General features: G+C 56.8%; 19 protein-coding genes and 1 pseudogene. 11 read left to right on the forward strand and 9 right to left on the reverse strand.

Annotated features, from left to right (window positions below):
• Positions 1–8 precede the first annotated feature (8 nt).
• From TMES_RS06670 to TMES_RS23290, 5 genes and pseudogenes are all read left to right on the forward strand, one after another.
• Positions 9–2,675: a hybrid sensor histidine kinase/response regulator gene (locus TMES_RS06670; RefSeq protein ID WP_085580695.1), complete on the forward strand. Its 2,667-nt coding sequence runs from the start codon at positions 9–11 to the stop codon at positions 2,673–2,675.
• Positions 2,676–2,692: 17 nt separating this feature from the next.
• A complete protein-coding gene (locus TMES_RS06675; protein WP_085580697.1) occupies positions 2,693–3,199 on the forward strand; it encodes a chemotaxis protein CheW in 507 nt (168 codons plus the stop codon).
• Between the two features lie 89 nt (positions 3,200–3,288).
• Positions 3,289–3,654 carry a response regulator gene (locus TMES_RS06680; RefSeq protein ID WP_085580699.1) on the forward strand — a complete coding sequence of 122 codons (366 nt, stop codon included), beginning with the start codon at positions 3,289–3,291 and terminating at the stop codon, positions 3,652–3,654.
• A 61-nt stretch (positions 3,655–3,715) separates the two neighbouring features.
• Positions 3,716–5,584 carry a chemotaxis protein CheB gene (locus tag TMES_RS06685; RefSeq protein ID WP_085580701.1) on the forward strand — a complete coding sequence of 623 codons (1,869 nt, stop codon included), beginning with the start codon at positions 3,716–3,718 and terminating at the stop codon, positions 5,582–5,584.
• A gap of 9 nt (positions 5,585–5,593) precedes the next feature.
• Positions 5,594–6,403 (forward strand): annotated as a pseudogene (locus TMES_RS23290) (CheR family methyltransferase); the annotation flags it as partial.
• A gap of 710 nt (positions 6,404–7,113) precedes the next feature.
• Here TMES_RS23290 and ctrA read toward each other — a convergent pair.
• Complete coding sequence (gene ctrA / locus TMES_RS06695) at positions 7,114–7,815, reverse strand: response regulator transcription factor CtrA (protein WP_085580703.1); 702 nt, start codon at positions 7,813–7,815, stop codon at positions 7,114–7,116.
• A gap of 372 nt (positions 7,816–8,187) precedes the next feature.
• Here ctrA and fliI point away from each other — a divergent pair, with 372 nt between their 5' ends.
• Together fliI and TMES_RS06705 are read left to right on the forward strand one after the other, a co-directional pair.
• Positions 8,188–9,645 (forward strand): flagellar protein export ATPase FliI, encoded by a 1,458-nt coding sequence (gene fliI / locus TMES_RS06700; protein ID WP_085580705.1) that lies wholly within the window; start codon positions 8,188–8,190, stop codon positions 9,643–9,645.
• Between the two features lie 93 nt (positions 9,646–9,738).
• Positions 9,739–10,167 carry a flagellar export protein FliJ gene (locus tag TMES_RS06705; protein WP_085580707.1) on the forward strand — a complete coding sequence of 143 codons (429 nt, stop codon included), beginning with the start codon at positions 9,739–9,741 and terminating at the stop codon, positions 10,165–10,167.
• Between the two features lie 79 nt (positions 10,168–10,246).
• Here the strand turns inward: TMES_RS06705 and TMES_RS06710 are convergent, their stop codons facing one another.
• Positions 10,247–10,738 (reverse strand): YbaK/EbsC family protein, encoded by a 492-nt coding sequence (locus TMES_RS06710; RefSeq protein ID WP_085580709.1) that lies wholly within the window; start codon positions 10,736–10,738, stop codon positions 10,247–10,249.
• The gene (locus tag TMES_RS06715; RefSeq protein ID WP_085581248.1) at positions 10,735–11,469 is read right to left on the reverse strand and encodes a TerC family protein; all 735 of its coding nucleotides are present in this window, start codon (positions 11,467–11,469) and stop codon (positions 10,735–10,737) included. The genes TMES_RS06710 and TMES_RS06715 overlap by 4 nt, the downstream gene beginning before the upstream one ends.
• A gap of 225 nt (positions 11,470–11,694) precedes the next feature.
• Between TMES_RS06715 and TMES_RS06720 the strand changes: the two genes are divergently transcribed.
• From TMES_RS06720 to TMES_RS06735, 4 genes are all read left to right on the forward strand, one after another.
• Positions 11,695–12,930, forward strand: coding sequence for an ABC transporter substrate-binding protein (locus tag TMES_RS06720; RefSeq protein WP_085580711.1), 1,236 nt, complete (start codon positions 11,695–11,697; stop codon positions 12,928–12,930).
• Positions 12,931–13,009: 79 nt separating this feature from the next.
• Positions 13,010–14,704 carry an ABC transporter permease gene (locus tag TMES_RS06725; RefSeq protein ID WP_245835241.1) on the forward strand — a complete coding sequence of 565 codons (1,695 nt, stop codon included), beginning with the start codon at positions 13,010–13,012 and terminating at the stop codon, positions 14,702–14,704.
• 20 nt (positions 14,705–14,724) lie between these two features.
• Positions 14,725–15,414, forward strand: coding sequence for an ATP-binding cassette domain-containing protein (locus tag TMES_RS06730; protein WP_085580713.1), 690 nt, complete (start codon positions 14,725–14,727; stop codon positions 15,412–15,414).
• A 173-nt stretch (positions 15,415–15,587) separates the two neighbouring features.
• Positions 15,588–16,142: a 2OG-Fe(II) oxygenase gene (locus TMES_RS06735; RefSeq protein ID WP_085580715.1), complete on the forward strand. Its 555-nt coding sequence runs from the start codon at positions 15,588–15,590 to the stop codon at positions 16,140–16,142.
• 4 nt (positions 16,143–16,146) lie between these two features.
• Here TMES_RS06735 and TMES_RS06740 read toward each other — a convergent pair whose 3' ends face one another.
• From TMES_RS06740 to TMES_RS06765, 6 genes are all read right to left on the reverse strand, one after another.
• Positions 16,147–16,548 carry a hypothetical protein gene (locus TMES_RS06740; RefSeq protein ID WP_085580717.1) on the reverse strand — a complete coding sequence of 134 codons (402 nt, stop codon included), beginning with the start codon at positions 16,546–16,548 and terminating at the stop codon, positions 16,147–16,149.
• Positions 16,549–16,636: 88 nt separating this feature from the next.
• A complete protein-coding gene (locus TMES_RS06745; protein ID WP_085580719.1) occupies positions 16,637–18,373 on the reverse strand; it encodes a hypothetical protein in 1,737 nt (578 codons plus the stop codon).
• A gap of 7 nt (positions 18,374–18,380) precedes the next feature.
• Positions 18,381–19,169, reverse strand: a complete 789-nt coding sequence (locus TMES_RS06750; RefSeq protein WP_085580720.1) for a MinD/ParA family protein — start codon at positions 19,167–19,169, stop codon at positions 18,381–18,383.
• Positions 19,166–20,164, reverse strand: a complete 999-nt coding sequence (locus TMES_RS06755; protein WP_085580722.1) for a flagellar biosynthesis protein FlhF — start codon at positions 20,162–20,164, stop codon at positions 19,166–19,168. Before TMES_RS06755 ends, TMES_RS06750 begins: the two co-directional genes overlap by 4 nt.
• A gap of 24 nt (positions 20,165–20,188) precedes the next feature.
• The gene (gene flhA, locus TMES_RS06760) at positions 20,189–22,342 is read right to left on the reverse strand and encodes a flagellar biosynthesis protein FlhA (RefSeq protein ID WP_085580723.1); all 2,154 of its coding nucleotides are present in this window, start codon (positions 22,340–22,342) and stop codon (positions 20,189–20,191) included.
• 144 nt (positions 22,343–22,486) lie between these two features.
• Positions 22,487–24,181: a sigma-54-dependent transcriptional regulator gene (locus TMES_RS06765; protein ID WP_085580725.1), complete on the reverse strand. Its 1,695-nt coding sequence runs from the start codon at positions 24,179–24,181 to the stop codon at positions 22,487–22,489.
• Positions 24,182–24,197 lie beyond the last annotated feature (16 nt).

The following is a 24,197-nucleotide window of genomic DNA, read 5'->3' on the forward strand; positions in this document are numbered from 1 at the left end:
GGGGGTATATGGACGATCTTTTAAGCGAATTTTTGACCGAAACTTCGGAAAGTCTTTCGACGCTTGACGTCGAACTGGTGAAACTTGAACAGAATCCGAATGATCCGGATATTCTTTCGAATATCTTTCGTCTGGTTCATACCATCAAGGGCACTTGCGGCTTTTTAGGGTTGCCGCGTCTTGAAGCCGTTGCGCATGCGGGCGAAAACGTCCTGGGGAAAATCCGCGATGGTGAACTGATCGTTACTCCTGACGCCGTGACGCTGGTTCTGGAATCGATCGACACGATTAAATATCTGTTGAGCGAACTTGAAACCAACGAAACCGAACCGGCAGGCAACGATGCCGACCTGATCGCCCGTTTGAACTATTTTGCCGATACCGGCAACCTGCCGGCTGCCGGGGAAAATATCCCCACGGCTGCGGCAAGTGTTTCGCCGCCCCGGCCCGAAATTTTTCTGGCACCTGAACCGAAATCCGAGCCGGAACCCGAACCCGAACCCGTGGTAGAAGCGCCCAAGGCACCTGCCGCAGCGGCCAAACCGCCATCGGCCCCGAAAACGCAAGCGGTTCAAGCCGCCGCCCCGGCCCAGGATGCCGGTGCCAAGGCGGACCCGCATGTGCGTAACGAGGCCAAGGAAAGCTCGGTTGCGGCACAGACCATTCGTGTGAATGTCGAATTGCTTGAAAACCTGATGACACTGGTTTCCGAACTGGTGCTGACACGTAACCAGCTGTTGCAGATGGTGCGTGGCAAGGATGACAGCGAATTTACCGTGCCGTTGCAGCGTTTGTCGCACATCACCACCGACCTTCAGGAAGGTGTGATGAAAACCCGTATGCAGCCGATTGGCAATGCATGGGCCAAACTGCCGCGTATCGTGCGCGATCTGGCCCTTGAAATGGGCAAAAAGATCGATCTGCAAATGATTGGTGCCGACACCGAACTGGATCGTCAGGTTCTTGAACTGATCAAGGATCCGCTGACCCACATGGTGCGGAACTCTGCCGATCATGGCCTTGAAGACATTCAGGGCCGCCGCGATGTTGGCAAGCCTGAAACCGGAACGGTAACCCTGAACGCCTATCATGAAGGCGGTCATATTATTATCGAGATTTCCGATGACGGGCGCGGTCTTAATGTTGCGCGGATCAAGGCCAAAGCTGTCAGCAATGGTCTGGTCTCGGAAGGCGAACTGGAAAGCATGTCGGATCAGCAGATCCACCAGTTTATTTTCAAGGCCGGTTTCTCGACGGCTGAAAAGGTTACATCGGTTTCCGGTCGTGGTGTCGGTATGGACGTGGTTCGTACCAACATTGAAAAGATCGGCGGCACGGTCGAGCTGAAATCGGTTGAAGGTCGCGGGTCAACCTTCATCATTAAAATTCCGCTGACTCTGGCCATCGTTTCGGCCCTGATCGTTGAAAGTGGCGGCGAACGTTTTGCCATTCCCCAGATCAGCGTTCTGGAACTGGTGCGTGCCTCAAGCAATTCCGAACATTCGATTGAGCGGATCCACGACACGCCGGTTCTGCGCTTGCGCAACCGGTTGTTGCCGCTCGTCACGCTCAAGAAAATACTGGGTCTTGATGAAACCGGCGAAAGCGACGTCGATGAAGAAGCCTTCATCGTGGTCGCCCAGGTCGGCACCTACAGCTTTGGTATTATCGTTGACCGGGTGTTTGACACCGAGGAAATCGTCGTCAAACCGGTGGCACCGATCCTGCGTGATCTGTCGCTGTTCTCGGGCAATACTATTCTGGGTGACGGTAGCGTCATCATGATCCTCGATCCGAACGGCATTGCCACGCGGACCGGCGAAATCACGGTTGGTGGTGGTCAGGGTGTTGAATCCAAGGCCAAATCCGAAAGCACGGATCGCCAGACGACGTCGATGCTGGTATTCCGCGCTGGTGGCAACGAAGTTCGTGCGGTGCCGCTGGCACTGGTGGCGCGACTGGAAGAAATCGATGTTGAAAGCATCGAATATTCCAACGGTCGTCCGCTGGTTCAGTACCGTGGCAAACTGATGCCGCTGGTGTTTATTGACGGTGCCTACCAGATGAAAACCGAAGGGCGTCAGCCGACGCTGGTTTTCCAGGACCGTGAACGGACCATGGGCCTTGTTGTCGACGAAATCGTTGATATCGTTGATGATGTGCTCAATGTTGAATTGACATCGGATCGGGATGGTCTGGTTGGGTCGGCCGTGGTTGACGGCAAGGCAACCGATCTGATCGATGCGGGGTATTATCTTGAACTGGCATTTAGCGACTGGTTCGGAACCGAAGAAACCACAGGCGAGAAAAAGAAGGTTTTGCTGGTCGATGACAGCCCCTTCTTTCGCAATCTGCTAACGCCGATGTTGTCGGTTTCGGGTTTCAAGGTAACGTCGGTTGAAAGTGCGGAGCAGGCGATAGAGCTGAAAAATAATGGTGCCATTTTTGATGCCATTATCAGCGATATCGAAATGCCTGGCATGAACGGGTTTGAGTTTGCCGAAAGTCTGCAAAATGACGAGGCCTGGGGCGAAGTTCCGATTATCGCCCTGTCCTCGCATACCAGCGAAGAAGATTTCGAACGCGGGCGTCGTGCCGGATTTAGCGATTATGTCGCCAAGTTTGACCGCGAAGCCCTGGTGTCGACGCTGATCCAGACGCTGGCAGCTGTCTAAATCGAAGGTAAAGTATCATGAGTGATAAAAACGCACTTGTTCCCGGTTCAGATCGCAGTACGGCCCTTGATCTGGGAGGATCAACCAAGGATTTTGTGACGGCGACGATCGGCAAACAGATGTTTGGCATTCCGGTTCTGACCGTGCAGGATGTGCTTGGCCCGCAGCGGATTACCCGTATTCCGCTGGCGCCGCCCGAAGTGGCCGGTTCCTTGAACCTGCGCGGGCGCATCGTTACCGCGATTGATGTGCGCAAACGTCTTGGTTTGCGCAACAAGGAAGTCGAAGATCCTGGTATGAGCATCGTGGTTGACCAGGGTGGCGAACTTTATAGCCTGATGGTTGATCAGGTCGGGGAAGTTTTAAGCGTGCCGCAAAACGCGTTTGAACGGAACCCGGCAACACTTGATCCGCGCTGGCGGGAATTTTCGGACGGCATCTTCCGTCTGGAAAAGAACCTGCTGGTTATTCTTGATGTCACCCGGCTGCTTGATTTTGCCGGGTCTGTGAAGCAGGCTGGCTGATGCCGGTCTGTTAACGATGTTCCGGGCGCGCCCGGCGCCCGGATATTGCCGGTCGTGGCTTAACAAGTGAAATTGCGAGAAGGAAGTCGATGAAGAGTTGTCTCGTCGTCGATGATTCAAAAGTCATCAGAATGGTGGCACGCCGTATCCTTGAGGAATTGGGATTCGAGGTTGTCGAAGCCGAAGACGGTATGGAAGCACTTGAAAAATGCTTCGCCGATATGCCGGACGCGGTGCTGCTTGATTGGAACATGCCGATAAAAAGCGGCATTGATTTCCTCCGGGATCTGCGCGCAGCGCCGGGGGGGGATGAACCCGTTGTTGTATTCTGCACCACGGAAAATGACCTGGAGCATATCCAGGAAGCCATTACCGCCGGGGCAAATGAATACATCATGAAACCATTTGATAGTGAGATCATCCAGGCCAAATTCGAACAGGTTGGCCTGATCTGATCCTTGTGGCCGCGACATCGTTTGGGGCGTTGCGGCCTGAGCAAACGGGAACATCGTATCTGTGGAACACAACCACATCGATCCACCATATAAAGTCCTGATCGTTGATGATTCGGCAATTGTACGCGGCCTTGTGACGCGTATGTTGCAGGAGGATCACGATATTGAGGTCGTCGGTTCGGTCGCCAACGGCGAAGATGCCCTTGGCGTCATGCTGGCGGGGGGCATCGAAGCGGTTGTGCTTGATATCGAAATGCCGGTGATGGACGGGCTGACCGCCCTGCCGAAGATTCTTGAAATCGATCCGACAGTTCGCGTCATCATGGCATCCACCCTGACCAAGCGAAACGCCGATATCAGCTTTCGCGCCATGACTTTGGGCGCGGTTGACTATATCCCCAAGCCGTCCTCGGCCAAGGATATCAATGTCGGGTCCGGTTTTCGAACAGAACTGGTCGACAAGGTCAAGGCATGGTCGGAACAGCGTCGCAAGATGCTGGAACAAACCGCCGCCTTACAAGACGAGGGCTTTGACGATATTGGCGATGCCGGGCTTCTTGGCAGCGATACCGGTGCCTTGCCTGATGACGGCGATGCCGCACTGGCGGTGCACGGGGCAGATCAGGCCGGTATTGATGCCGGTGCCGGTGGGCCTGCCGATATCGGGGAAACCGGGCATTTTGCCGATCACGGTGATGAAGCCGGTTTGCATGAAACCGGCCACGATACCGACGGCACCAAACCGTTTCGCGCAGAACTCTCTGCTGATCATCAGGTTATGCAAAAGCCCGGTCGTATTCAGCGCAAGCGTTTCACCGCCGAATTGCGGCCCCGGCCGATGCAGGCTGCCACGCGCCCGATGCCCCATGTCGCCACCGCACCTGTTGCGCGCGACCCGGGCGAGCATCATGGTCAGCCCGCAGGACGCGATAGCGCAAGCCATGGCGATGCCGCCCATATAGTGCATCCGGAAACCCGCCGCGCGCCTGTCCGCGATCCCGGCCGGCTGATTGAAGACGCGGCAGTTGCGGCCAAAAAAGGCACCCCGGCCGGGCACAGTGCCCCCGCCGCCCCGATGACCCAGCATGCCAAACCGGCAGCAATGGCACAACATTCGCCCTTGCGCCCTGCTGCGGGCACGGCACATGCGAATAATGTTAAAGGCAATGACCAGGGCGCGGCCCGCCCGGCGGGAAAAACCCGCGAGGCCGCCTTGCGCCAGGCACCGCCGGTGGCCCGTGCCGCCGATGCCAGTGCAAGACGCGGGGCTGCAACTGTTGTTGGCAATGCCCCGGCACCGGCCCGCCGGGGTCGCCACAATCAGGGACCGCTGGTTCTGGTGCCCGAAAAGAAACTGAATGTCGAAGCCATCGCCATTGGCAGCTCCACCGGGGGGCCGCAGGCCTTGTTTGAGGTGTTGCGCGGGCTGGTGGGGGTGCGTCAGCCAATTTTTATTACCCAGCATATGCCCGCAACTTTCACCACAATTCTGGCCGAACATATTACCCGCCTGACCGGTTTGAAATGCGGCGAAGGGGTTAACGGCGAAACTGTTCAGCCTGGCAGGGTTTATTTGGCCCCGGGGGACTACCACATGGTGGTTGATGGTCGCGGTAACAACCGCAGAATTGCTCTGAACCAGAATGCCCCGGAAAATTTCTGCCGTCCGTCAGTTGATCCGATGTTGCGCAGTCTGGTTGACAGTTACGGGGGCAATTTGCTGACAATCATCCTGACCGGAATGGGGCAGGATGGTATGTTGGGGGGCCGTAATGTTGTTGGTGCCGGTGGCATGGTGGTTGCCCAGGATGAAGCCACCAGTGTGGTCTGGGGAATGCCCGGTGCGGCGGCACAGGCCGGAATTTGTACGGCGATACTGCCAATAGGGGGAATCGCCCCTTATGTTAAAAAATTTGCCGGAGGTCGTTAACACAAGATGTTGAAGCCGGAAGACTTTGATTTCGTAAGCAAATTGATCAAATCCCGCTCGGGTCTTGTCCTGACGCAGGATAAGTTCTATTTGCTCGAAAGCCGGCTTATGCCGATTGCGCGCAAGCGTGGTCTGAAAGACCTTGGCGAATTAATCGGGGCGTTGCGCGGAATGGACCGTGCCCTGATCGAAGATGTGGTCGAAGCAATGACCACCAACGAATCGTTTTTCTTTCGCGATACCAAACCGTTCGATCAGTTCCGCCATGTTGTGTTGCCCCATATGATCAAGGCGCGCGCCAGCAAACGGCATTTGCGCATCTGGTGTGCGGCGGCCTCTTCGGGGCAGGAACCCTATTCGCTGGCGATGATCCTGCAGGATTTTGCCAGCCAGTTGGCCGGGTGGCGGATTGAAATTATCGGTACCGATATTTCGCGTGAAATTCTTAACAAGGCCCGTGCGGGCCTGTATTCGCAGTTTGAAGTCCAGCGCGGCTTGCCGATTACCCTTCTGGTCAAGCATTTCCAGAAGGCCGAAGATATGTGGCAAATCTCGTCTGATCTGCGCTCAAAGGTTCAGTATCGCGAATATAACCTGCTGGAAGATCTAAAGCCGCTGGGGCAGTTTGACATTGTTTATTGCCGCAACGTGCTGATCTATTTTGACCAGCCAACCAAAACCGATGTGCTGACGCGCATTTCGGCGCAAATGCCCGATGACGGCTTTTTGTTTTTAGGCGGTGCTGAAACGGTTTTGGGTATTTCTGACAAATTCAAACCGCTGGCCCGTCAGCGTGGCATTTATCAGCTTAACCGTCCCGGTGCGCCCGAGGTGGATGTTACCGCCCTTGAAAAATTGCAGGCAGCAGCAGCAGGGGCGACGAGTGCCGCCAGCGGTGCTGCAGCAGGTGGTTTTGCTTTTCCCAAACCCAAGGCGATGCAGGCCGGGGCGACAGGCACACTGGCTGGTGGCACATCAGGCTCGGCAACGCCTACTGCCCGTCCGACCACGCCCTCAACCACATCGCCGCGCAGTTATGGCACCGGGAGTGCCGGTACATCGACAACGGGTGGGACCTATAGCCGTCCGGCGGGCACAACCGGTACCACCGGTACGACGGGTACCGGGACTTCGCGCTATGGGACAGGTGCCAGCGGCGGCAGTACGGGTACGACAGCAGGCAGCGGATATCAGCGCCCTGCAAGTCCTGGTGGAACTGCGGGCTCGGGCAGTGGTAGCAGTTTTTCGTCAACGCGGCCGTCATCTTCCACCTTCGGGCGGACTTACCCGCGTAAACCCGACGACAAAAAAGATTAAGCTGTTGTCTTCTTGTCGGTGACAAGGTGCTACTGTGCCGCACGGCCTTCATTGAGGTGGTCGGCGGAGGGAAAACTTGATGGTCCTGCATGAACATATGGGTTTTGAAGTGTTGCCAGCATATAATTCCGGTGTGCCGCACCTATAAAAAACACCCCGCCACATATTGTGTCGGGGTGTTTTTTGCAGTGCAGATAGCGGAGCCGCCCGTATCAGGCTGCGGCGTGCGCGCCACTACTTTCCGGGTCGCGTAAAACATAGCCACGGCCCCAGACAGTATGAATGTAATTGTCGCCTTCGGTCGCAGACTGGATTTTCTTGCGCAATTTACAGACAAAGACGTCAATAATTTTCAGTTCCGGTTCATCCATGCCGCCATAAAGATGGTTTAAAAACATCTCTTTGGTCAGCGTGGTGCCCTTGCGCAGCGACAGCAATTCTAAAATGCCATATTCCTTGCCAGTCAAATGCAAGGGAGACCCGGCCACATCGACCGTGCGGGCATCAAGATTGACATGCAGCATCCCCGTGGCAATAACCGACTGGGCATGCCCCTTGGATCGGCGAACAATCGCCTGGATGCGCGCCAGCAGTTCGGTTTTGTCAAACGGCTTGGTCAGATAATCGTCTGCGCCAAAGCCAAGGCCTTTAACCTTGTCTTCGGTTTCGGTCAGACCCGAGAGGATCAGAACCGGTGTTTCCACCCGCGCATCGCGCAGGCGACGCAAAACCTCGTACCCGTCTATGTCGGGTAACATCAGGTCCAGCAAAATAATATCGTAATCGTATAATTTACCAATCTCGAGGCCGTCTTCCCCCAGATCAGTGGTGTCGACAACCATTCCTTCGGATTTCAGCATAAGTTCTATGCTGTCCGACATGGCATCGTCATCTTCAACAAGCAGCACCCGCATTTTCCGCTCCGCTCCGTTACCATATTCCGCAATAAATTTGGTGTTTATCCGGACTGTCCCGGCTATGCCCCAACAGCAGCCGTATCGTGGGATTTTTCCCTTTTGTTAACGATACGTTGCTTTGCGACTCGTGGCAAGCGCACGAGTCGCTATTTGTTAACTTTTTTACTGCCATATTGTTCCCGTCATGACCAAACAAAGATTTAACAGGGGTTTAAGCCCCAATCCCTAGGTCATAACTTTGGCGTCATTACGGCCATGTGCGCGTGTTGGCTTTGTAAATTTGCCCTTCTCCTCTATATTTGGGTCATAGCGCGCCGCTTTCCACTCTCGCGGCGCCACCCCGTATCCCCGAGCAAACAGCAGGCCCTTATGTTTCAAATTGGCAAAAATATAGTCGCCGACCTTCGCCACATTCCCGAATACTGGGTTGTGGGCCGTGTGACGGCGGTTTTGGGATTGCTGGTTGAAATTGGCGGCGTTGAAGGATCGATGTCGATTGGCGATCGTTGCAAGGTTGTGCGCCGCGACGGCGAAGCCGTGATTTGCGAAGTTGTCGGTTTTCGCAGTGAACGTGCCCTGTTAATGCCGTTTGGCGCGCTTGACGGCATTGGTATTGGTTGCGAGGTGGAACTGGCCGATACCCAACCGCAAATTTACCCTGCCGATGGCTGGCTGGGCCGCGTGATCAATGCCTTTGGTGACCCGGTGGATGGCAAAGGGCCGCTGCCACAGGGCAACACACCTTATGCGATTCGCCGCACCCCGCCCTCGGCCCATACCCGGCAGCGCGTGTCGGGCAAGCTGGATTTGGGCGTGCGCGCCATGAACACCTTTTTAACCTGCTGCCGGGGCCAGCGCATGGGTATTTTCGCCGGTTCCGGTGTGGGTAAATCCAGTATGCTGTCGATGATGACGCGCCACACCACATCGGATGTGTCGGTGGTGGGGCTGATTGGCGAACGTGGCCGCGAAGCCCGCGAATTTATCGAGGATGATCTGGGCGAGGAAGGCCTGAGCCGGTCGGTTGTGGTTGTGGCCACATCGGACGAGCCACCTTTGATGCGCCGCCAGGCCGCCTATATGACAATGGCGGTGTCGGAATTTTTCCGTGATCGCGGGCGCGATGTGTTGTGCATGATGGATTCCGTCACCCGCTTTGCCATGGCCCAGCGTGAAATCAGCCTGTCGGTCGGTGAACCCCCGGCCTCCAAGGGCTATACGCCAACCGTGTTTGCCGAACTGCCCCGTTTGCTGGAGCGCGCCGGGCCGGGCGGGCCGGGGCAAGGCTCCATCACCGGGCTGTTTACCGTGCTGGTCGATGGCGATGATCATAACGAACCGATTTCCGACGCCGTGCGCGGTATTTTGGATGGTCACGTCGTGCTGGACCGCGCAATTGCCGAACAGGGACGTTACCCGGCAATTAATATTTTGCGCAGCGTCTCGCGGACCATGCCGGGATGTAACAACGACTATGAAAATCAGATTGTGCGCCGTGCCCGGCAATTGCTGGCAACCTATAACGACATGGCCGAATTGATCCGGCTGGGCGCCTATCGCCGGGGGACGGATACCAAGGTCGATGAAGCGATCCATTATTTTCCCCTGATCGAGGAATTTTTAAGCCAGCGTAAAAATGAATGCACGCGCCTGGCCGAAGGCTATGCCGATTTGGCCCGCAGGCTTGATATGGCCCCGGTCGAAGATGGTAATGCCCAGGTGGCCGGAAACGCAGGCCACGCGGCACGCCCCGGCGGCGCGGTTAACAGCCAGTCGCGACAGGCCCCGACCGATTTGAACGCCGCCAAGCGGGCTTTAGGCGGGTGATAAACGGCTGATCGAATATATAGCGTGGGGCGGCTAAAGCGCGCCCGCTGCCCGTAATGGCAATGTTGACATCACAGAAAAGAAAGGCCGCCCATGGCCAAGGATTTTAAAACCCTTGTGCGGATTCGCAAGTGGACGCTCGATGAAAAACAGCGTGAACTGGGCGATTTGTTGCGCGTGCTCGAACAGTTGATTGAGCAACGCGACGAACTGGGCCGTGCCTTGAAGGCGGAACAGAAAGTAGCGTCGGAAAACCCGCAAACGGCCGGGTTCGCCTATGGCAACTTTGCCAATGCTGTGATTGCCGAACGCACCGCCCTGAACGAACAGATTGCCGCACAGGAAGCCAAAATTGATGCCTTTCGCGATGTGGTCGCGCAGGCGTTTAAAGATATGAAAACCGCCGAAATTACCGAACGAAACCGTGTTGCCGCCGTGCGCGCCGAGGAAGACCGCAAGGAACAGGAAACCCTTGATGAAATCGGCGCCCGTGCCGCTACCCGTAAAGATGGCCTGATTTAAGCAGGGTTCGGCCTTGATCACGTTCCATCGTTCCGTTCCGTCTCGTCCCGGTCCGTCCCTTCGCGTTAACGGGCGGGGTTTATGTGGTTTCCTGTGCCACGCTATGGCCGTGTGGAATGCCGGTGATGTGGCATAACTGCGCCGGGGTTAAACAAAAAACGCTGCGGGGCGTGCCTGCCGCCAGCCAGATTTGCGGTTTGTGCAGCAATTTTTCATCAATCAAGGTGTGTACGGGGGTGGCATGGCCAAAAGGCGGTACGCCGCCAATGGCATAGCCGGTATGGGCGCGGACCTGTTTTGCATCAGCCTTGCCAATCGGTTCGCCAATGATGGCTTCAACCTTTTTTTCGCAAACCCGGTTTTCCCCATTCATAATAATCAAAACCGGGCTTTGGCTGTTTTGGCCCCAAAACACCAGCGACTTGCCAATATCGCTGATGTCACAGCCAATGGCGGCTGCGGCGTCGGCGGCGGATCGGGTGCCTTCAGGAAATTCCAGCACGTTAATATTGCCCTGGCCTGCCGCATTAAATGCCGCGGCAAGCATGGCGGGCGGGGTAATTTTTTTCATGACGGTGCCGATGTTTGTTTGGCGTTATTTTTGCGTTTGCGATTAAGCAGGTTCAGGGTTTCAACACCCAGACTAAACGCCATGGCAAAATAGATATAGCCTTTGGGGACATGAATTTGCACACCGTCGAGCAACAGCACAAACCCCACCAATATCAGAAACGACAGCGCCAGCATTTTGATCGACGGGTGTTTGTCGACAAAATCGCCAATCATGCGCGCGGCCATTAACATCACACCGACCGATATGACAACGGCCAGCATCATCACGGTGAGATGGTCCACAAGGCCGACAGCGGTAATCACGGAATCCAGCGAGAAGATAATATCAAGCAGCATAATCTGCACGATGGTGCCAACAAACCCGGCAATGGCCTTTGCTTCATGTTCACCCGGCTCATCAATGGTGTGGTGAATTTCCATGGATGCCTTGGCAATAAGAAACAGCCCGCCGACAATCAGGATCATGTCGCGCCCGCTAATGCCACGGTCAAATATTTCAAATAATGGCGTGGTCAGTTCCATCACCCATGCCATGCAGGCCAGCAGCAACAGGCGCATCAGCATGGCGCCCAGCAGGCCCGCACGCCGGGCGGATTTTTGCTGTTTTTGCGGTAATTTGGAGACAATGACGGATAGAAAAACGATATTGTCGATGCCCAGCACAATCTCAAGGGCGGTTAGCGTTGCAAGACCTACCCACATATGGGGGTCGGCGATCCAGTCAAACATTGGTGTTTCCATTTCCGTGTTGTGGCCTTGCGGCATCGTCGCATCAAGATGTGTTTGGCGCAGACTTAACGCAAGCGTGAATTGATTTCGCAGGCCATAGGCCCGACAACAATTCATTGCAGGTTGATAACGGCGGCAAAAATTGATTGTTCCGTTGCGCCTTGGCACAACACAGACAATGGACATGCGCGCCGATTGCGTAAATTCCGGGGGAAGGAAAAACATATGCCCAGATTAACAGCCCGTTTAATGGCGGCGGCAATTTTCGGGGCAAGCCTGATGGGCTTTTCGTCCCTTGCCAGTGCCGACCCGGCCCCCGATATGCAAAACTGGGACGCGGTTTTAAAACAGGCCAAAGGCCAGACCGTGTATTGGTACGCCTGGGGTGGAGAACCCCGCATTAACGATTACATCGCCTGGGCGGGTAATCAGATGCAGGAAAAATACGGCGTTACCGTCAAACAGGTAAAACTTGCCGATACCGCCGATGCGGTATCAAAGGTGGTTTCCGAAAAGGCCGCTGGTGTTGCCGATGGCGGTGCCGTTGATATGATCTGGATTAACGGCGAAAATTTTGCCGCGATGAAACGCAATGGTTTGCTGTTTGGCCCGTGGGTGGAACAAACCCCGCATTTCAAATATGTCGATGTCATTGGCAAGCCGACCACGATTAACGATTTTACCGTGCCGACTGCCGGGCTGGAAGCGCCGTGGGGCATGGCGCAGCTTAGCTTTTTTGATGATACATCACGGGTGAAAACCCCGCCGCGCAGCGCGCAGGCATTGCTGGCATGGTTGCAAACCCATCCCGGCCGGTTCACCTATCCGCAGCCGCCGGACTATATGGGATCCTCGTTTTTAAAGCAGGTTCTAACCGAAGTTGTCGATGATCCGGCGGTTTTGCAAAAACCCGCCGGTGACGCCGACGCACAAAAGGTTTTGGCACCGCTTTGGACATATCTCGCAAAAATGCAGCCGCTTTTGTGGCGCGACGGCAACGCATATCCGGCCAATGGGGCGGCCTTGCGTGCCATGATGGCCGATAATGAAATTGATATCGGCTTTTCGTTTAGTGCCGCCGAAGTTTCAGCCGCGATTGCCAATTTTGAGCTGCCCGATAGTGTGCGCAGCTTTGTGTTTGATGGCGGCACTCTTGGCAATACCAGTTTTGTCGCCATTCCGTTTAATGCCTCGGCCAAGGCCGGGGCGGTGGTGCTGGCCGATTTTTTGATGTCGCCACAGGCCCAGTTGCGCAAGCAGGACCCGAAAATCTGGGGCAGCTTTACGGTGCTGGACATGGATAAAATTCCGCCCGCAGACCGCGAAAAATTTGATGCGCTCGATTTGGGCGTCGCCACCTTGTCACCGGCTGATATGGGCAAGGTTTTGCCCGAACCCCATCCAAGCTGGATGGAACTGGTCGAAAGGGAATGGCAAAAACGCTATGGCGTCGCCCCATGATTTTGGCCAAATCCCGTTTCAGGGCCGTGCAAATTTTTCAACCTGACCGCGCCAGCAACGCCGCCATGACGGGGGATACGTGCCCAAGCTGCTAAAATATGCGCCGGGTTTAACCGTGGTTTTAATGGTCGGGCCGTTACTGGCGGGGCTGTTGGGCACGGTTTTACCGGCTTTTGGCTATTTGCCAGCGCTGGGTGGGGGGCAGGCATCGCTGGCGGCGTGGCGTGCGTTATTCGCCCAACCGGGTTTGCTGATTTCAGTGCGGCTTTCGGCAACGACCGGCTTGTTGGCAACCGCAATATCCTTTGGTGTGGTCATGCTTTTTTGTGCGGCATGGCAGGGCACACGCGCCTTTGACCTGATGCAACGCGTGCTGGCACCGATTTTGTCGGTGCCCCATGCGGCAGCGGCGTTTGGCATTGCCTTTTTAATTGCCCCGTCGGGCTGGATTGTGCGGGTTTTTGCGGCCCTTGGCGGTTGGGACCGCCCGGCTGATATTGTGACTGTGCAGGATGGCTGGGGTTTGGCACTTGTCGCCGGGTTGGTGGCCAAGGAAGTGCCGTTTTTGTTTTTAATGACATTGGGTGCCCTGCCACAGGCCGACGGCGAACGCACCCGTCATGTTGCGTTAACCTTGGGGTATGGCCGGGTGGCAGGCTGGTTTAAAACCGTGTTGCCGCGTATTTACCCGCAAATCAAATTGCCGGTTTTTGCGGTTTTGGCCTATTCGGCATCGGTGGTGGATGTGGCAATGATATTGGCCCCCACCACTCCGGCCCCGTTGGCGGTGCGTATTTTACACTGGCTGTCCGACCCGGATTTATCGATGCGGTTTATGGCATCGGCGGCGGCACTGGTGCAATTGGGCGTGGTCGTGGGCCTGATTGCCCTTTGGTGGGGTTTTGAAAAACTGGTTGCCCGCTTTGGGCGCGGTTGGGCCGAAGCCGGGGGGCGGTATCGTTGCGAAGGAAGTGTGCGCGCGCTTGGCGCGGTGGCCGCCCTGATCGCGGCGGGCATGGTGCTGTTGGGCATTGCCGGGTTGGCAGTCTGGAGCATCGCCGGGTTCTGGCGCTTCCCCGATATGTTGCCGGGGCAATGGAGTGTAAAATTATGGCTGCGTGAATTACCGGCCCTGGGCGATGATGTGATCAATACCGTTGTGATTGGCGGGGCGGCGGTGGTGCTGGCGATTATATTGGTGGTGGCGTGTCTGGAGCGTGAACAGCGAAACGCCGCCACATCCCGACCGGGCCGCGGGGCCTTGTGGCTGATTTACGTGCCGTTGCTGATGCCGCAAATCAGTTTCATGTTTGGTTTGCAGGTGTTCTTCACTTTTTTGGGGCTGGAACGCACACTGGTTTCGGTGGTGCTGGCGCATCTGGTTTTTGTACTGCCCTATGTGTTTTTATCGCTGGCCGACCCGTTTCGCGCCCTTGATCCGCGCTATCGCCAAACGGCCTTGTGTTTGGGGGCATCGCCCGACCGGGTGTTCTGGCGGGTGATTTTGCCGTTATTAACCCGGCCTGTTTTGGCCGCCATCGCCGTTGGCTTTGCTGTTAGTGTCGGGCAATATTTACCCACCTTGCTGATTGGTGCCGGGCGCTTTGCCACCCTCACCACCGATGCGGTGGCACTGGCGGCGGGCAATGATCGGCGCATGATCGGCATTTATGGTGTTTTGCAAACCGTTTTGCCCTTTGTCGGCTTTGGCATTGCCATGCTTGTTCCCGCAATTCTGTTTTGCCGCCGTCGTGGCATGCGACGTGACATATAAAAAAACGAGATATATCCGATATGGCCACATCACCCCGACCGCCGCAAAATACCGGCCTGAAACTTGACCATGTGCGCATTTCGGTAAATGGTGCGCAATTATGCGATGTTGATCTGACGGTTGGGGCGGGCGAAATTGTCACCCTGATGGGGCCAAGCGGGGTGGGGAAATCATCCTTGCTGGCTTATATTTGTGGCACATTGGCGCACGGGTTTGACGTGGCCGGAGGCGTGTTTTTAAACGGCACCCGGATTGATAATTTGCCGCCGCAAGACTGCCATGTTGGCATATTGTTTCAGGATGATTTGCTGTTTCCGCATTTGTCGGTGGGCGGCAATCTGGCCTTTGCCTTGCCCGCCAAAATCAGGGGCCGGGCACGGCGGCTTGCTGCCGTGGAACAGGCTCTGATCACGGCGGATATGGCAGGCTTTGCAACGCGCGATCCGGCAACATTGTCGGGCGGGCAGCGCGCCCGGGTGGCGGTGATGCGGGTTTTGCTGTCGCAACCCTCTGCCTTGTTGCTTGACGAGCCGTTTTCCAAACTCGATGCCACCCTGCGCGATCAGTTCCGTCGTTTTGTGTTTGATCAGGCCCGGCAAAAGGCATTGCCAACCCTGATGGTAACCCACGACCCCGACGACGCCAGCGCCACGGGTGGGCCGATATTAGCGATGACACCGCAAAATCATCGGACCGTCGGGGGCGGATGAAACCGGGAAAACTGACATCTATCTAAAAATCACCATAGCGACTTGATGCTGTTACCCTGAATTTACGGCGTTGAAAATTCGGCCCGGTGCGGGGTTTTTCCGCTGGTCAGCTGTTGCAAAGCGGTATAGATCGGCGGCAGTGCCAACAGGGTGCTTTTTGGAGTCTTGGCGAAATGTTTCCTGACGAAATGTCTTTGATTGTGCCAGACGCGCTTGATATTGCGACCTGCGACCGGCTTATCGCCAATTTCAATGACCGCCTTGATGAAGGTGGTCTGGTGCAGGGGCAGGCCGCCAGCCACATTCGCCGCAGCCAGATCGGCTGGTTTAATGAAGAACAGGAACCCGTTGTCATGCGCCAGATCGTTGATCTGGTCGCCACCGCCAACCGCACCTGTTTTGATTTTGGCCTGACCGATTTTGCCGAAAACGCCCAGATCGCCCGTTATGAAGGCGATCAGCGCGGGCATTATGACTGGCACAGCGACATTGGTGCATCGGACGTTGCGCGCCGCCGCAAGCTGACAATGGTGATCCAGCTGTCAGATCCGACCGATTATGACGGTGGATTGTTGCAGATGAACCCGGCGGGGCACATTGTGGATGCCCCGATGGCACGCGGCACCGCCATTTTATTTCCCAGCTTTGTTTTGCACCGGGTGGCCCCCACCATTGCCGGAACCCGGTTTTCGCTGACTTGCTGGGTGCACGGGCAGCCGTTTCGATAATGGATCAGTAGCGTTCCAGACGTTCCAGCAGGCGGGCATTGTGCCAGCGCGGCTGGCGGTCTTCCATTGTGGCTTCGTGATGTTGCACGCTGGCGTTATCGGCGGTGTGTTTGTTCAGCCGCATATTGATCCAGCGCGGGATCAGTTCGTTATTGAAATCTTCCATCAGCAGGACGGCGGCCTGTTCAAGATTGTCAAAAACTATGGTTTCGATTTCCTGAAAATATGTCGCCAGACATGCAGGTTTTAAAATCAGCCGGTCAGGGATGTAACGCAGGGTCAGGCGGGCGGGAAAAACATTTTGGGCACCGCCAAGTTCGCTTTGCAGGGTCACGACATAATCAAACTGAATACCGGGATTGGTTTCGGTTTCCAGCAGATTGCGTCGTTCAAAAATTTCCAGCATGTGCCTGTTCCTGATCCGGAGGTTATTGCTTTAGCATAGTCATCAATCGCAAACCGGACCAGTCCCCGATTGATAAAGGCGGGTGGAATTATGCCTCAAGCCCGCGTTTTTGCGGGCCTTGTGGCTCCGGCGTCGGGCTGACCTCAATAAAGCGGCTGCCATTTTGAAAATTCAGGGCACCGCCCAACTTGGCAATTGTCAGGGCTTCGTTAAAAATGGCGCGGATATCATCTCGTTGCGGGCCATCAAGGGTATTTTCCGTGCGAACGATCAAATCAAATTTCTGGCTGTCTTTGCGCACCAGCCCGTCAAGCTGGGTATGGCCCAGGGCTGTAAAAGACAAATCGAGCAAAAAGCGGGTACCCGGATCGCCTGTTTTACCCGCCGGGCTGTCGTCCTCGTCGCTATGGCCGTGTCGCCAGGCCAGTTGCATTTGCTCAATCCGCTCGCCCATCTGAAAGGGCATCGACATCACACGCCAGCCATCGGGGCGCTGCTCGCTGGCCATGCTGCGCAGAATATTAAAATCCCCCTCCAGCTTTTTGCCCAGTCCGGCATCTTTGCTGTCGCGTCCGTCAAGCGAGCCGATAGAGCGTTCCCCCAGCCAGCTTTTGGCCGAACCCGCCGAACCGGTCATGGCGGAAAAGAAAAACATCATGGTGTTGGTCAGGCGCGGGCCTGCCGACGGGATCTGGTTTAAAATCGCCTGTGCCGCCTGCGGGTCGAACTGGGCAAGGGTGCTGATCGCGCGTTGCAAGCTGTCCCAGTTGTGGGTCAGGCTGGCGGCCTGGCCCCGTGCCATAAGTTCGCCTTCGGTCATCACTGGCTGGGGAATGCGGGCCGCAGCCGCACTGTTGGCATCAATTGCAAACGATAACGTCGCCCCGACCGGGGCGGGGACCGGTAATTTTACCCCGATAACACCGGCATTGGTACGAAGGGCGGTAAACCCGTCGGGAAGCAGGCGGGCCTCGGGGCTGTTGGCGGGCAAAACCGTGCCGGTTAAAATAACCGGGGCTGACAGGGCCGCACGCCCGGCGCCGCCCGCTTGAATACCGGCCCCGGAAACGATACCGGCCTTGTTGGCGGTGCCGGTTTGCCCGGCCGCGATGGCGCTGTTTGTTATCGCGGCATTGCCCGCGGCGGTTGCCGACAGGGTGCTGGAGGCGGGGGTGCCGCTGGCACCGGCAGTTCCGGCAGCTCCAATGGTTCCGACCACGCCAGCGGGCTGTGCGGCACCTTGTCCGACAGATACGGTCGTCGCGGCTTGCCCGGCAAGTTGTGACGGCGCAAAAAGACCGGCCGCTTTGGCCGGAGAGGCCGCACCGGGTGCGACAAACACCATTTGCATCTGGCTTCCGGCAGGCAAGGTGGCCCCGCCGGGCAGGGCAAGGCTGGTGGTGGTAATACCGGTAAAACTTTGCCCCGGCAGGATCGGCGCGGGGGCGGATCCTGCCGTGCTGGCAGTGCCGCCGCCTGCCAGCAATGTTTGCGGCAATACCTGCAAGCGCAGGCCATTGGTGCCACCGGTGCCCTCGGTGCCGGTTTGCGGCATAATCCGCACCCAGACCAGATCGTTCAGGCTGCCCGGCAATTGGGCGGGCAGGCGAACATTGACATTGCCAAGGGCGGTTTGCAGGGTGGTTTCGGCCCCGTTCCGGCTTTGGATGGCGGCTTGTATCAGGCTGTCGACAGGCAGTTTGGCAAGGGCTTCGGGGGCGTTTTGGGCAACGGTGCCGACCCCGGCATTGGCCGCACCGGTTGATCCGGTGCCAACGGCATTGGCGCCGGAGACAGACGGAACAGGGGTGCTGGTGTCTGCCATAACGGTGTTATCCTTCGAGCAGCCTTGTGGCGATCGCCTCGACATCATGTGCGGCATTGGAATTGGGATGACGGGTGAGAAGCGGTGTCTGGCTGCGAATACATTCCGACACCTTGCTATCGGCCCGGATCACGCCCAAAAGCGGCGGCGAGATTTTTAAAAATCCTTCGCAGGCTTTAAGAAGCTTGGCGTAAATTGCCTCGCCTTCCTTTTTGTCCTTTGCCAGATTAACCACCACACGGATGTCGGCCCTGGGCCGCGCCATGTGCGTTACCTTGATAAAGGCATAAGCATCGGTCAATGCCGTGGGGTCGCCATTGGTCAGCACAATCACGGTATTGGCAAGGCTGGTCATCTGGCGCACGCCCTGGTCCACCCCGGCACCAAGGTCGATCAAAACCTTGTCATAGGCTTTGCCGGTTTGCAAAAGGTCGTCAGACAGGGCCTGTAACCGGCTAGCAGGAAGGTTGGCCAATGTGCCCGAGCCACTGCGCCCGGCGACAATGTCAAAGCCGCCATCCTCAAATCGGGTGATGGCATCCTTAAGGGCGATGCGCCCGGAAATAACACCGCCCAGATCGTGTTTGGGCATCAGGCCCAATTGAATGTCGATATTGGCCAGGCCAAGGTCGCCGTCAAACAATAGCGATTTCATTTCGCGCAATGCCAGCGCATGGCACAGCGAAATGGCAAACCACGTCTTTCCTACACCGCCTTTGCCCGAAGCAACGGCAATGACATTGCGTCCCTTGGTGCGACCAGCCTCTATTGGGGTGGCATCAGATTTGGCTGTCATTTCATGACCTCGGCGAAACTCGTTTTCTTATGGGTGTGACGGGCTGGGATCAGCAATTTTGCCAGGGCGACCGGGCTAATGGCGGTCAGGCCATCTGCAACCTGCGCGGTCATGCTGACATTGCATAATGAAAGATTTCCACAATCTGCACCATATAACGCCCCTCCCAGTCGGGATGCAACATCAAGGCGCGTAATCAGCATTCGTGTTGTTCCGCATTCGGCAAAGGCATTGGCAATATCGCCGGTTTCTTCGGCATCAACCCCGGCCGGGCAAACCAGAATGGGTTCGCTGGGCACGGCATGTAAAAACGCGGTCAAGGCCACAAGCTCGGACTGGATATAGGGGTTGCAGTTCGCTGTGTCGACAAATACCAGATCGGCCTCGCGCACGGCATCGAACTGGGCGCGAAAATCTTCTGCCGATTTGACAATGCCCAGCGGGATTTTTAAAATTCGGGTAAAGGCGCGCAGCTGGTCAACACCGCCAGCGCGTTTGGTGTCACTGGTTAAAACAGCGACCCGGCGTTTTTTCATCACCGCCCGTGCCGCGGCCTTGGCAACGCAAAGTGTTTTGCCCGCCCCCGGTGTGCCAACAAAGGCAATCGCGCGTGGGCTGCTTTTTTCGGGCAGGGGGGTAAATTCAAATATCTCGTCCAGCGCACTGGCCAGCAATTGCTGCACATTGCCCGGGTTGCGTTCGCGGCCCATGGCATCGCACAGGCGCAGGCGTAATCGTTCCGGCACCGAATGGCGAATTAATGCGCGCTCGGCTTCCTCGATCAGTTCGCCCTGCGTTGGCGCGCTAACCCCGTCATCAACGCCGGTGCCAATGCCAATGTCAAAGTCGGGTTCGCTGTCAATGGCGGCGGTCAGGCGCACGCCGGACCCGGGAATATCCTGGGTCGATACGATAATGGCATCGGGCCCCATATGTTCTTTGACCAGCGCCATCGCCGCACTCATGGTAGGGGCAGTAAAGGTTTTAAGACGCATGGCACGCCCCTTTTTGCCCGATCATCAAATTTGCCCCATTGTTTTTAATTGTGCCTTGGGGTGAATTTCGTTTTGCGACATCACGACGGTTGCCGGGCGGAAACGTTCGACAATCGACCGCACATAGGGGCGAATGCCAGGGCTGGTCAGCAAGACCGGGGATTCCCCCATCATGCCCAGACGTTCGAACGTGGTGCGGACCTTGTTGATAAATTCCTGCAACTGGCTGGGCGGCATCGATAGCTGCTTTTCCTCGCCGGTGCCAACCAGACTTTCGGCAAAAATCTGTTCCCATTCCGGCGACAGGGTCACAAGCGGAATCACACCATCGCCGTTGGAATTGGTGTCCGATAGCTGACGCGCCAGACGTGATCGCACATGTTCGGTCATGAAGGTCGGATTGCGGGTAAAGGCGGTAGCCTCGCCAATCCCTTCAAGAATGGTCGGCAAATCGCGGATTGAAATGCGTTCGGTTAACAATGCCTGCAACACGCGCTGAACCCCGCCGACCGAAATTTGGCTGGGGATAATATCCTCGACCAGTTTTTTCTGTTCGTCTTCCATCTCGTCCAGCAGCTTTTGCGTTTCGGCATAGGACAGAAGCTCGGGCATGTGGTCCTTGACCACTTCGGTCAGGTGGGTGGTAATTACGGTTTGCGGGTCCACCACCGTATAACCCCGGAACATGGCTTCTTCCTTCATGCCCTGTTCCACCCACATGGCAGGCAGGTTGAAGGTCGGCTCGATGGTTTTTTCACCCGCCAGGGTTATTTCCTCGCCGCGGGGGTCCATCACCAGCAACATGTTGGGGCGCAAATCGCCCCGTCCGGCTTCAATTTCCTTCACCCGCACAACGTAAGTATTGGCCGGAAGCTGCATGTTGTCCTGAATGCGCACGCTGGGCATGACAAAGCCCATATCGGCCGCCATCTGGCGGCGCAGCGCCTTGATCTGGTCGGTCAGTTTTTGCCCGCGTTCGGTGCTGATCAGCGATAACAGGCCATAACCCAGTTCCAGCCGGACATAATCCATGCGCAGGGCGTTGGCGATGGGTTCTTCGGCGGGCGGGGCGGCGGCCTGTGCGGCGGCGTCGCTTGCTTGCTGGGTCACAAGGGCGGCGGCATTGTCTTTGCGTTTGCTTAGCATCCATGCCAGATAGCCCATCCCGATGGCCAGCCCCATAAACCAGACCATGGGGATGCCTGGCAAAAGCGACATGCCGCCCATCATGGCAGCAGCAATGCCCAGCGCGGCAGGGTAATTTGACACCTGGCCAAAAACGGCCTTTTCCGTTGCCCCTTCCATGCCGCCTTTGGTGACCAGAAGGCCCGCCGCGGTGGAAACAATCAGGGCCGGAATTTGCGAGACCAGACCATCGCCGACGGTCAGAATGGTGTAGGTTTCGGTGGCTTCGTTCAGGGTCAGGCCCATCTGGGCGGTCCCAATGATGATGCCGCCAATAACGTTGATAAACGTGATCAGAATACCGGCAACGGCATCGCCGCGCACGAATTTTGACGCACCATCCATTGAGCCGAAAAACGAACTTTCTTCTTCCAGTTCCTTGCGTCGTGCCTTGGCCTGTTCTTCGTTGATCAGGCCCGATGACAAATCGGCATCGACCGCCATTTGTTTGCCGGGCATGGCATCAAGGGTGAAGCGGGCGGCAACTTCGGCGATACGGCCTGAACCCTTGGTGATCACGACAAAGTTAATGATCACGAGAATGGCAAAAACAATAATACCGATGACAAAATTGCCGCTGACCAGAAAACTGCCAAAGGCTTCGATCACGTGCCCGGCGGCCTGCGGGCCTTCATGGCCGTGGCCCAGAATCAGGCGGGTTGTGGCAATGTTCAGCGCCAGGCGCAGCGATGTTGCCACCAGCAAAATCGTTGGAAAAGAGTTGAATTCCAGCGGCTTATGGATGAACAGGGCGGTCATCAGGATCAGGATCGAAAAACTGATCGACAGGGCCAGAAACATGTCGAGCAACCAGGTCGGCAATGGAAACATCATGATCACAAGGATCAGGACGAAACCCAGTGCCATGGCAATATCCCCGCGCCGCAATGCGGAACGGAAACGGCCCTTCACATTATCCATCAGCGCGCTATTACCGGGCGGACCGCCCGAATTTCCAGGCCCTGACGGGGTTATTTGGCGACCATCTGCCATCTTGTGTGCTGTTGTTCCTGTCTTGTTGCCCGTGTCGGCAGGGTAAACCCGGTGTGGGGTTATATTGTATGTTGCAGCGCGTCCATCCATATCGAGAGACAATTATTTTGCATGTCCGCCGCTGGCACCGCGCAACGCGGGTGGTCAGTTATTGCCAGGCAAGGGAACATTAGCCCCTTCGTCGGTATATTGGCGAAGCTTATTGCGCAAGGTACGGATCGAAATACCCAGAATATTGGCCGCATGGGTGCGGTTGCCAAAACAATGTTTCAGGGTATCAATAATCAGGTCGCGTTCAACATCGGCCACGGTCCGGCCCACCAAAGCCGCCGTGATCGACCCATGTTCCGAAATAACGCCACTGTCCTCGCCGCCGTCGGGGGCGTCGCCATAGGGACGGGCGGGTTCGGCGGCGGTGGTGCCGTTAGCTGGGGCGTTTGGCGCGGGTGTGGCCGGGGGCGTGCCGGTGTGTGACGGGGCTGCTTCATGCGGGTAGCCTTGGCCATAACCGCCTTGCCCGCCAGGGGTAGCATAGCCCCCGCCAGACGACGGTGCGCCATTGCGGTAAGCATTGACATAAGACGGGTTATACGCCGCCGCGGCGGCATTGCTGCGGGCAATTTCGCGCGGGTCGGCACCCGATGCGCCATATCCTTGTGGCGTTGATGGTGCGGGGGCCTGTGCCGGGGCTTGCGGCGGGGGCGAAAAGGCGGCCGGTTGCGGGGCATCGACATTTGGCATACCGCCCGAAAGCATGATGGCCTCGGGGCCGATTTCGCCGGGCCCGGCAATCAGCACGGCGCGATGCATGGTGTTTTCAAGTTCGCGGACATTGCCGCGCCAATAGTGATGAACCAGCCGTTCGATTGCCAGCGGGCTGATGGGACGAAGCGGCATGTCATTGGCTTCTGAATATTTGCGGACAAAAAATTCGGCCAGAACCGGGATATCGCCCGGGCGTTCGCGCAGCGAGGGAATGTCGAGATTGACGACATTGAGGCGAAAATAAAGGTCTTCGCGGAAATTGCCCGACTGGACATAGGCTTCAAGGTTGCGGTTCGAGGTTGCCAGAATGCGCACATCGACCTTGACCGGCTTGCTGCCGCCCAGACGGTCAATTTCACGTTCCTGAATAACGCGCAGCAATTTGGCTTGCAGGCGGACATCCATTTCGCTGATTTCATCAAGCAGCAAGGTGCCGCCATCGGCTTCTTCAAACTTGCCAATGCGCCGCGCCTGTGCGCCGGTAAAGGCCCCTTTTTCGTGGCCAAACAGCTCGGATTCCAGCAAATTTTCGGGAATGGCCGCGCAATTAACCGCAACAAAGGGTTTTTCGGCCCGGCTGGATTTACGGTGAATAAACCGGCAGAGAATTTCCTTGCCGGTCCCGCTTTCGCCCGTGATCAGGATGGATGCGGTGCTGCGCGCGACCTGTTCGGCCAGACGCAGGGTTTCGGTCATGCGCGGATCGCGGTGGATCAGGGCGTGGCTTTCCTCGGTGACGGCTTCAAAAATGGCGGCAATCAGGTCGGCTTCGGGGGGCAGCGGGATATATTCCTGCGCACCTGCCTTAATCGCGTTGACCGCCCCGTTAATGTCGTTGCCAACGCCGCAGGCCACAACCGGTACGCTGATGCGTTCGGCTGCCAGCCCGTTGATCAGGGCACCGACATCAAGGGTAATATCGGCCATAACCAGATCAATGCGCTTGCCTGCGCGCAGGATGTTCAAGGCTGTGGTAACGCTTTCGGCCAATTGAACCGAAGCACCCCGTGCCATCGCGATCTTGCTGGCTGCGCCGATCTGGCCGCCCAGTCCACCAACGATCAATACCTGCATTGCCTAATCTCTTTCC

This window comes from Thalassospira mesophila (assembly GCF_002115755.1).
GTDB lineage: Bacteria > Pseudomonadota > Alphaproteobacteria > Rhodospirillales > Thalassospiraceae > Thalassospira > Thalassospira mesophila.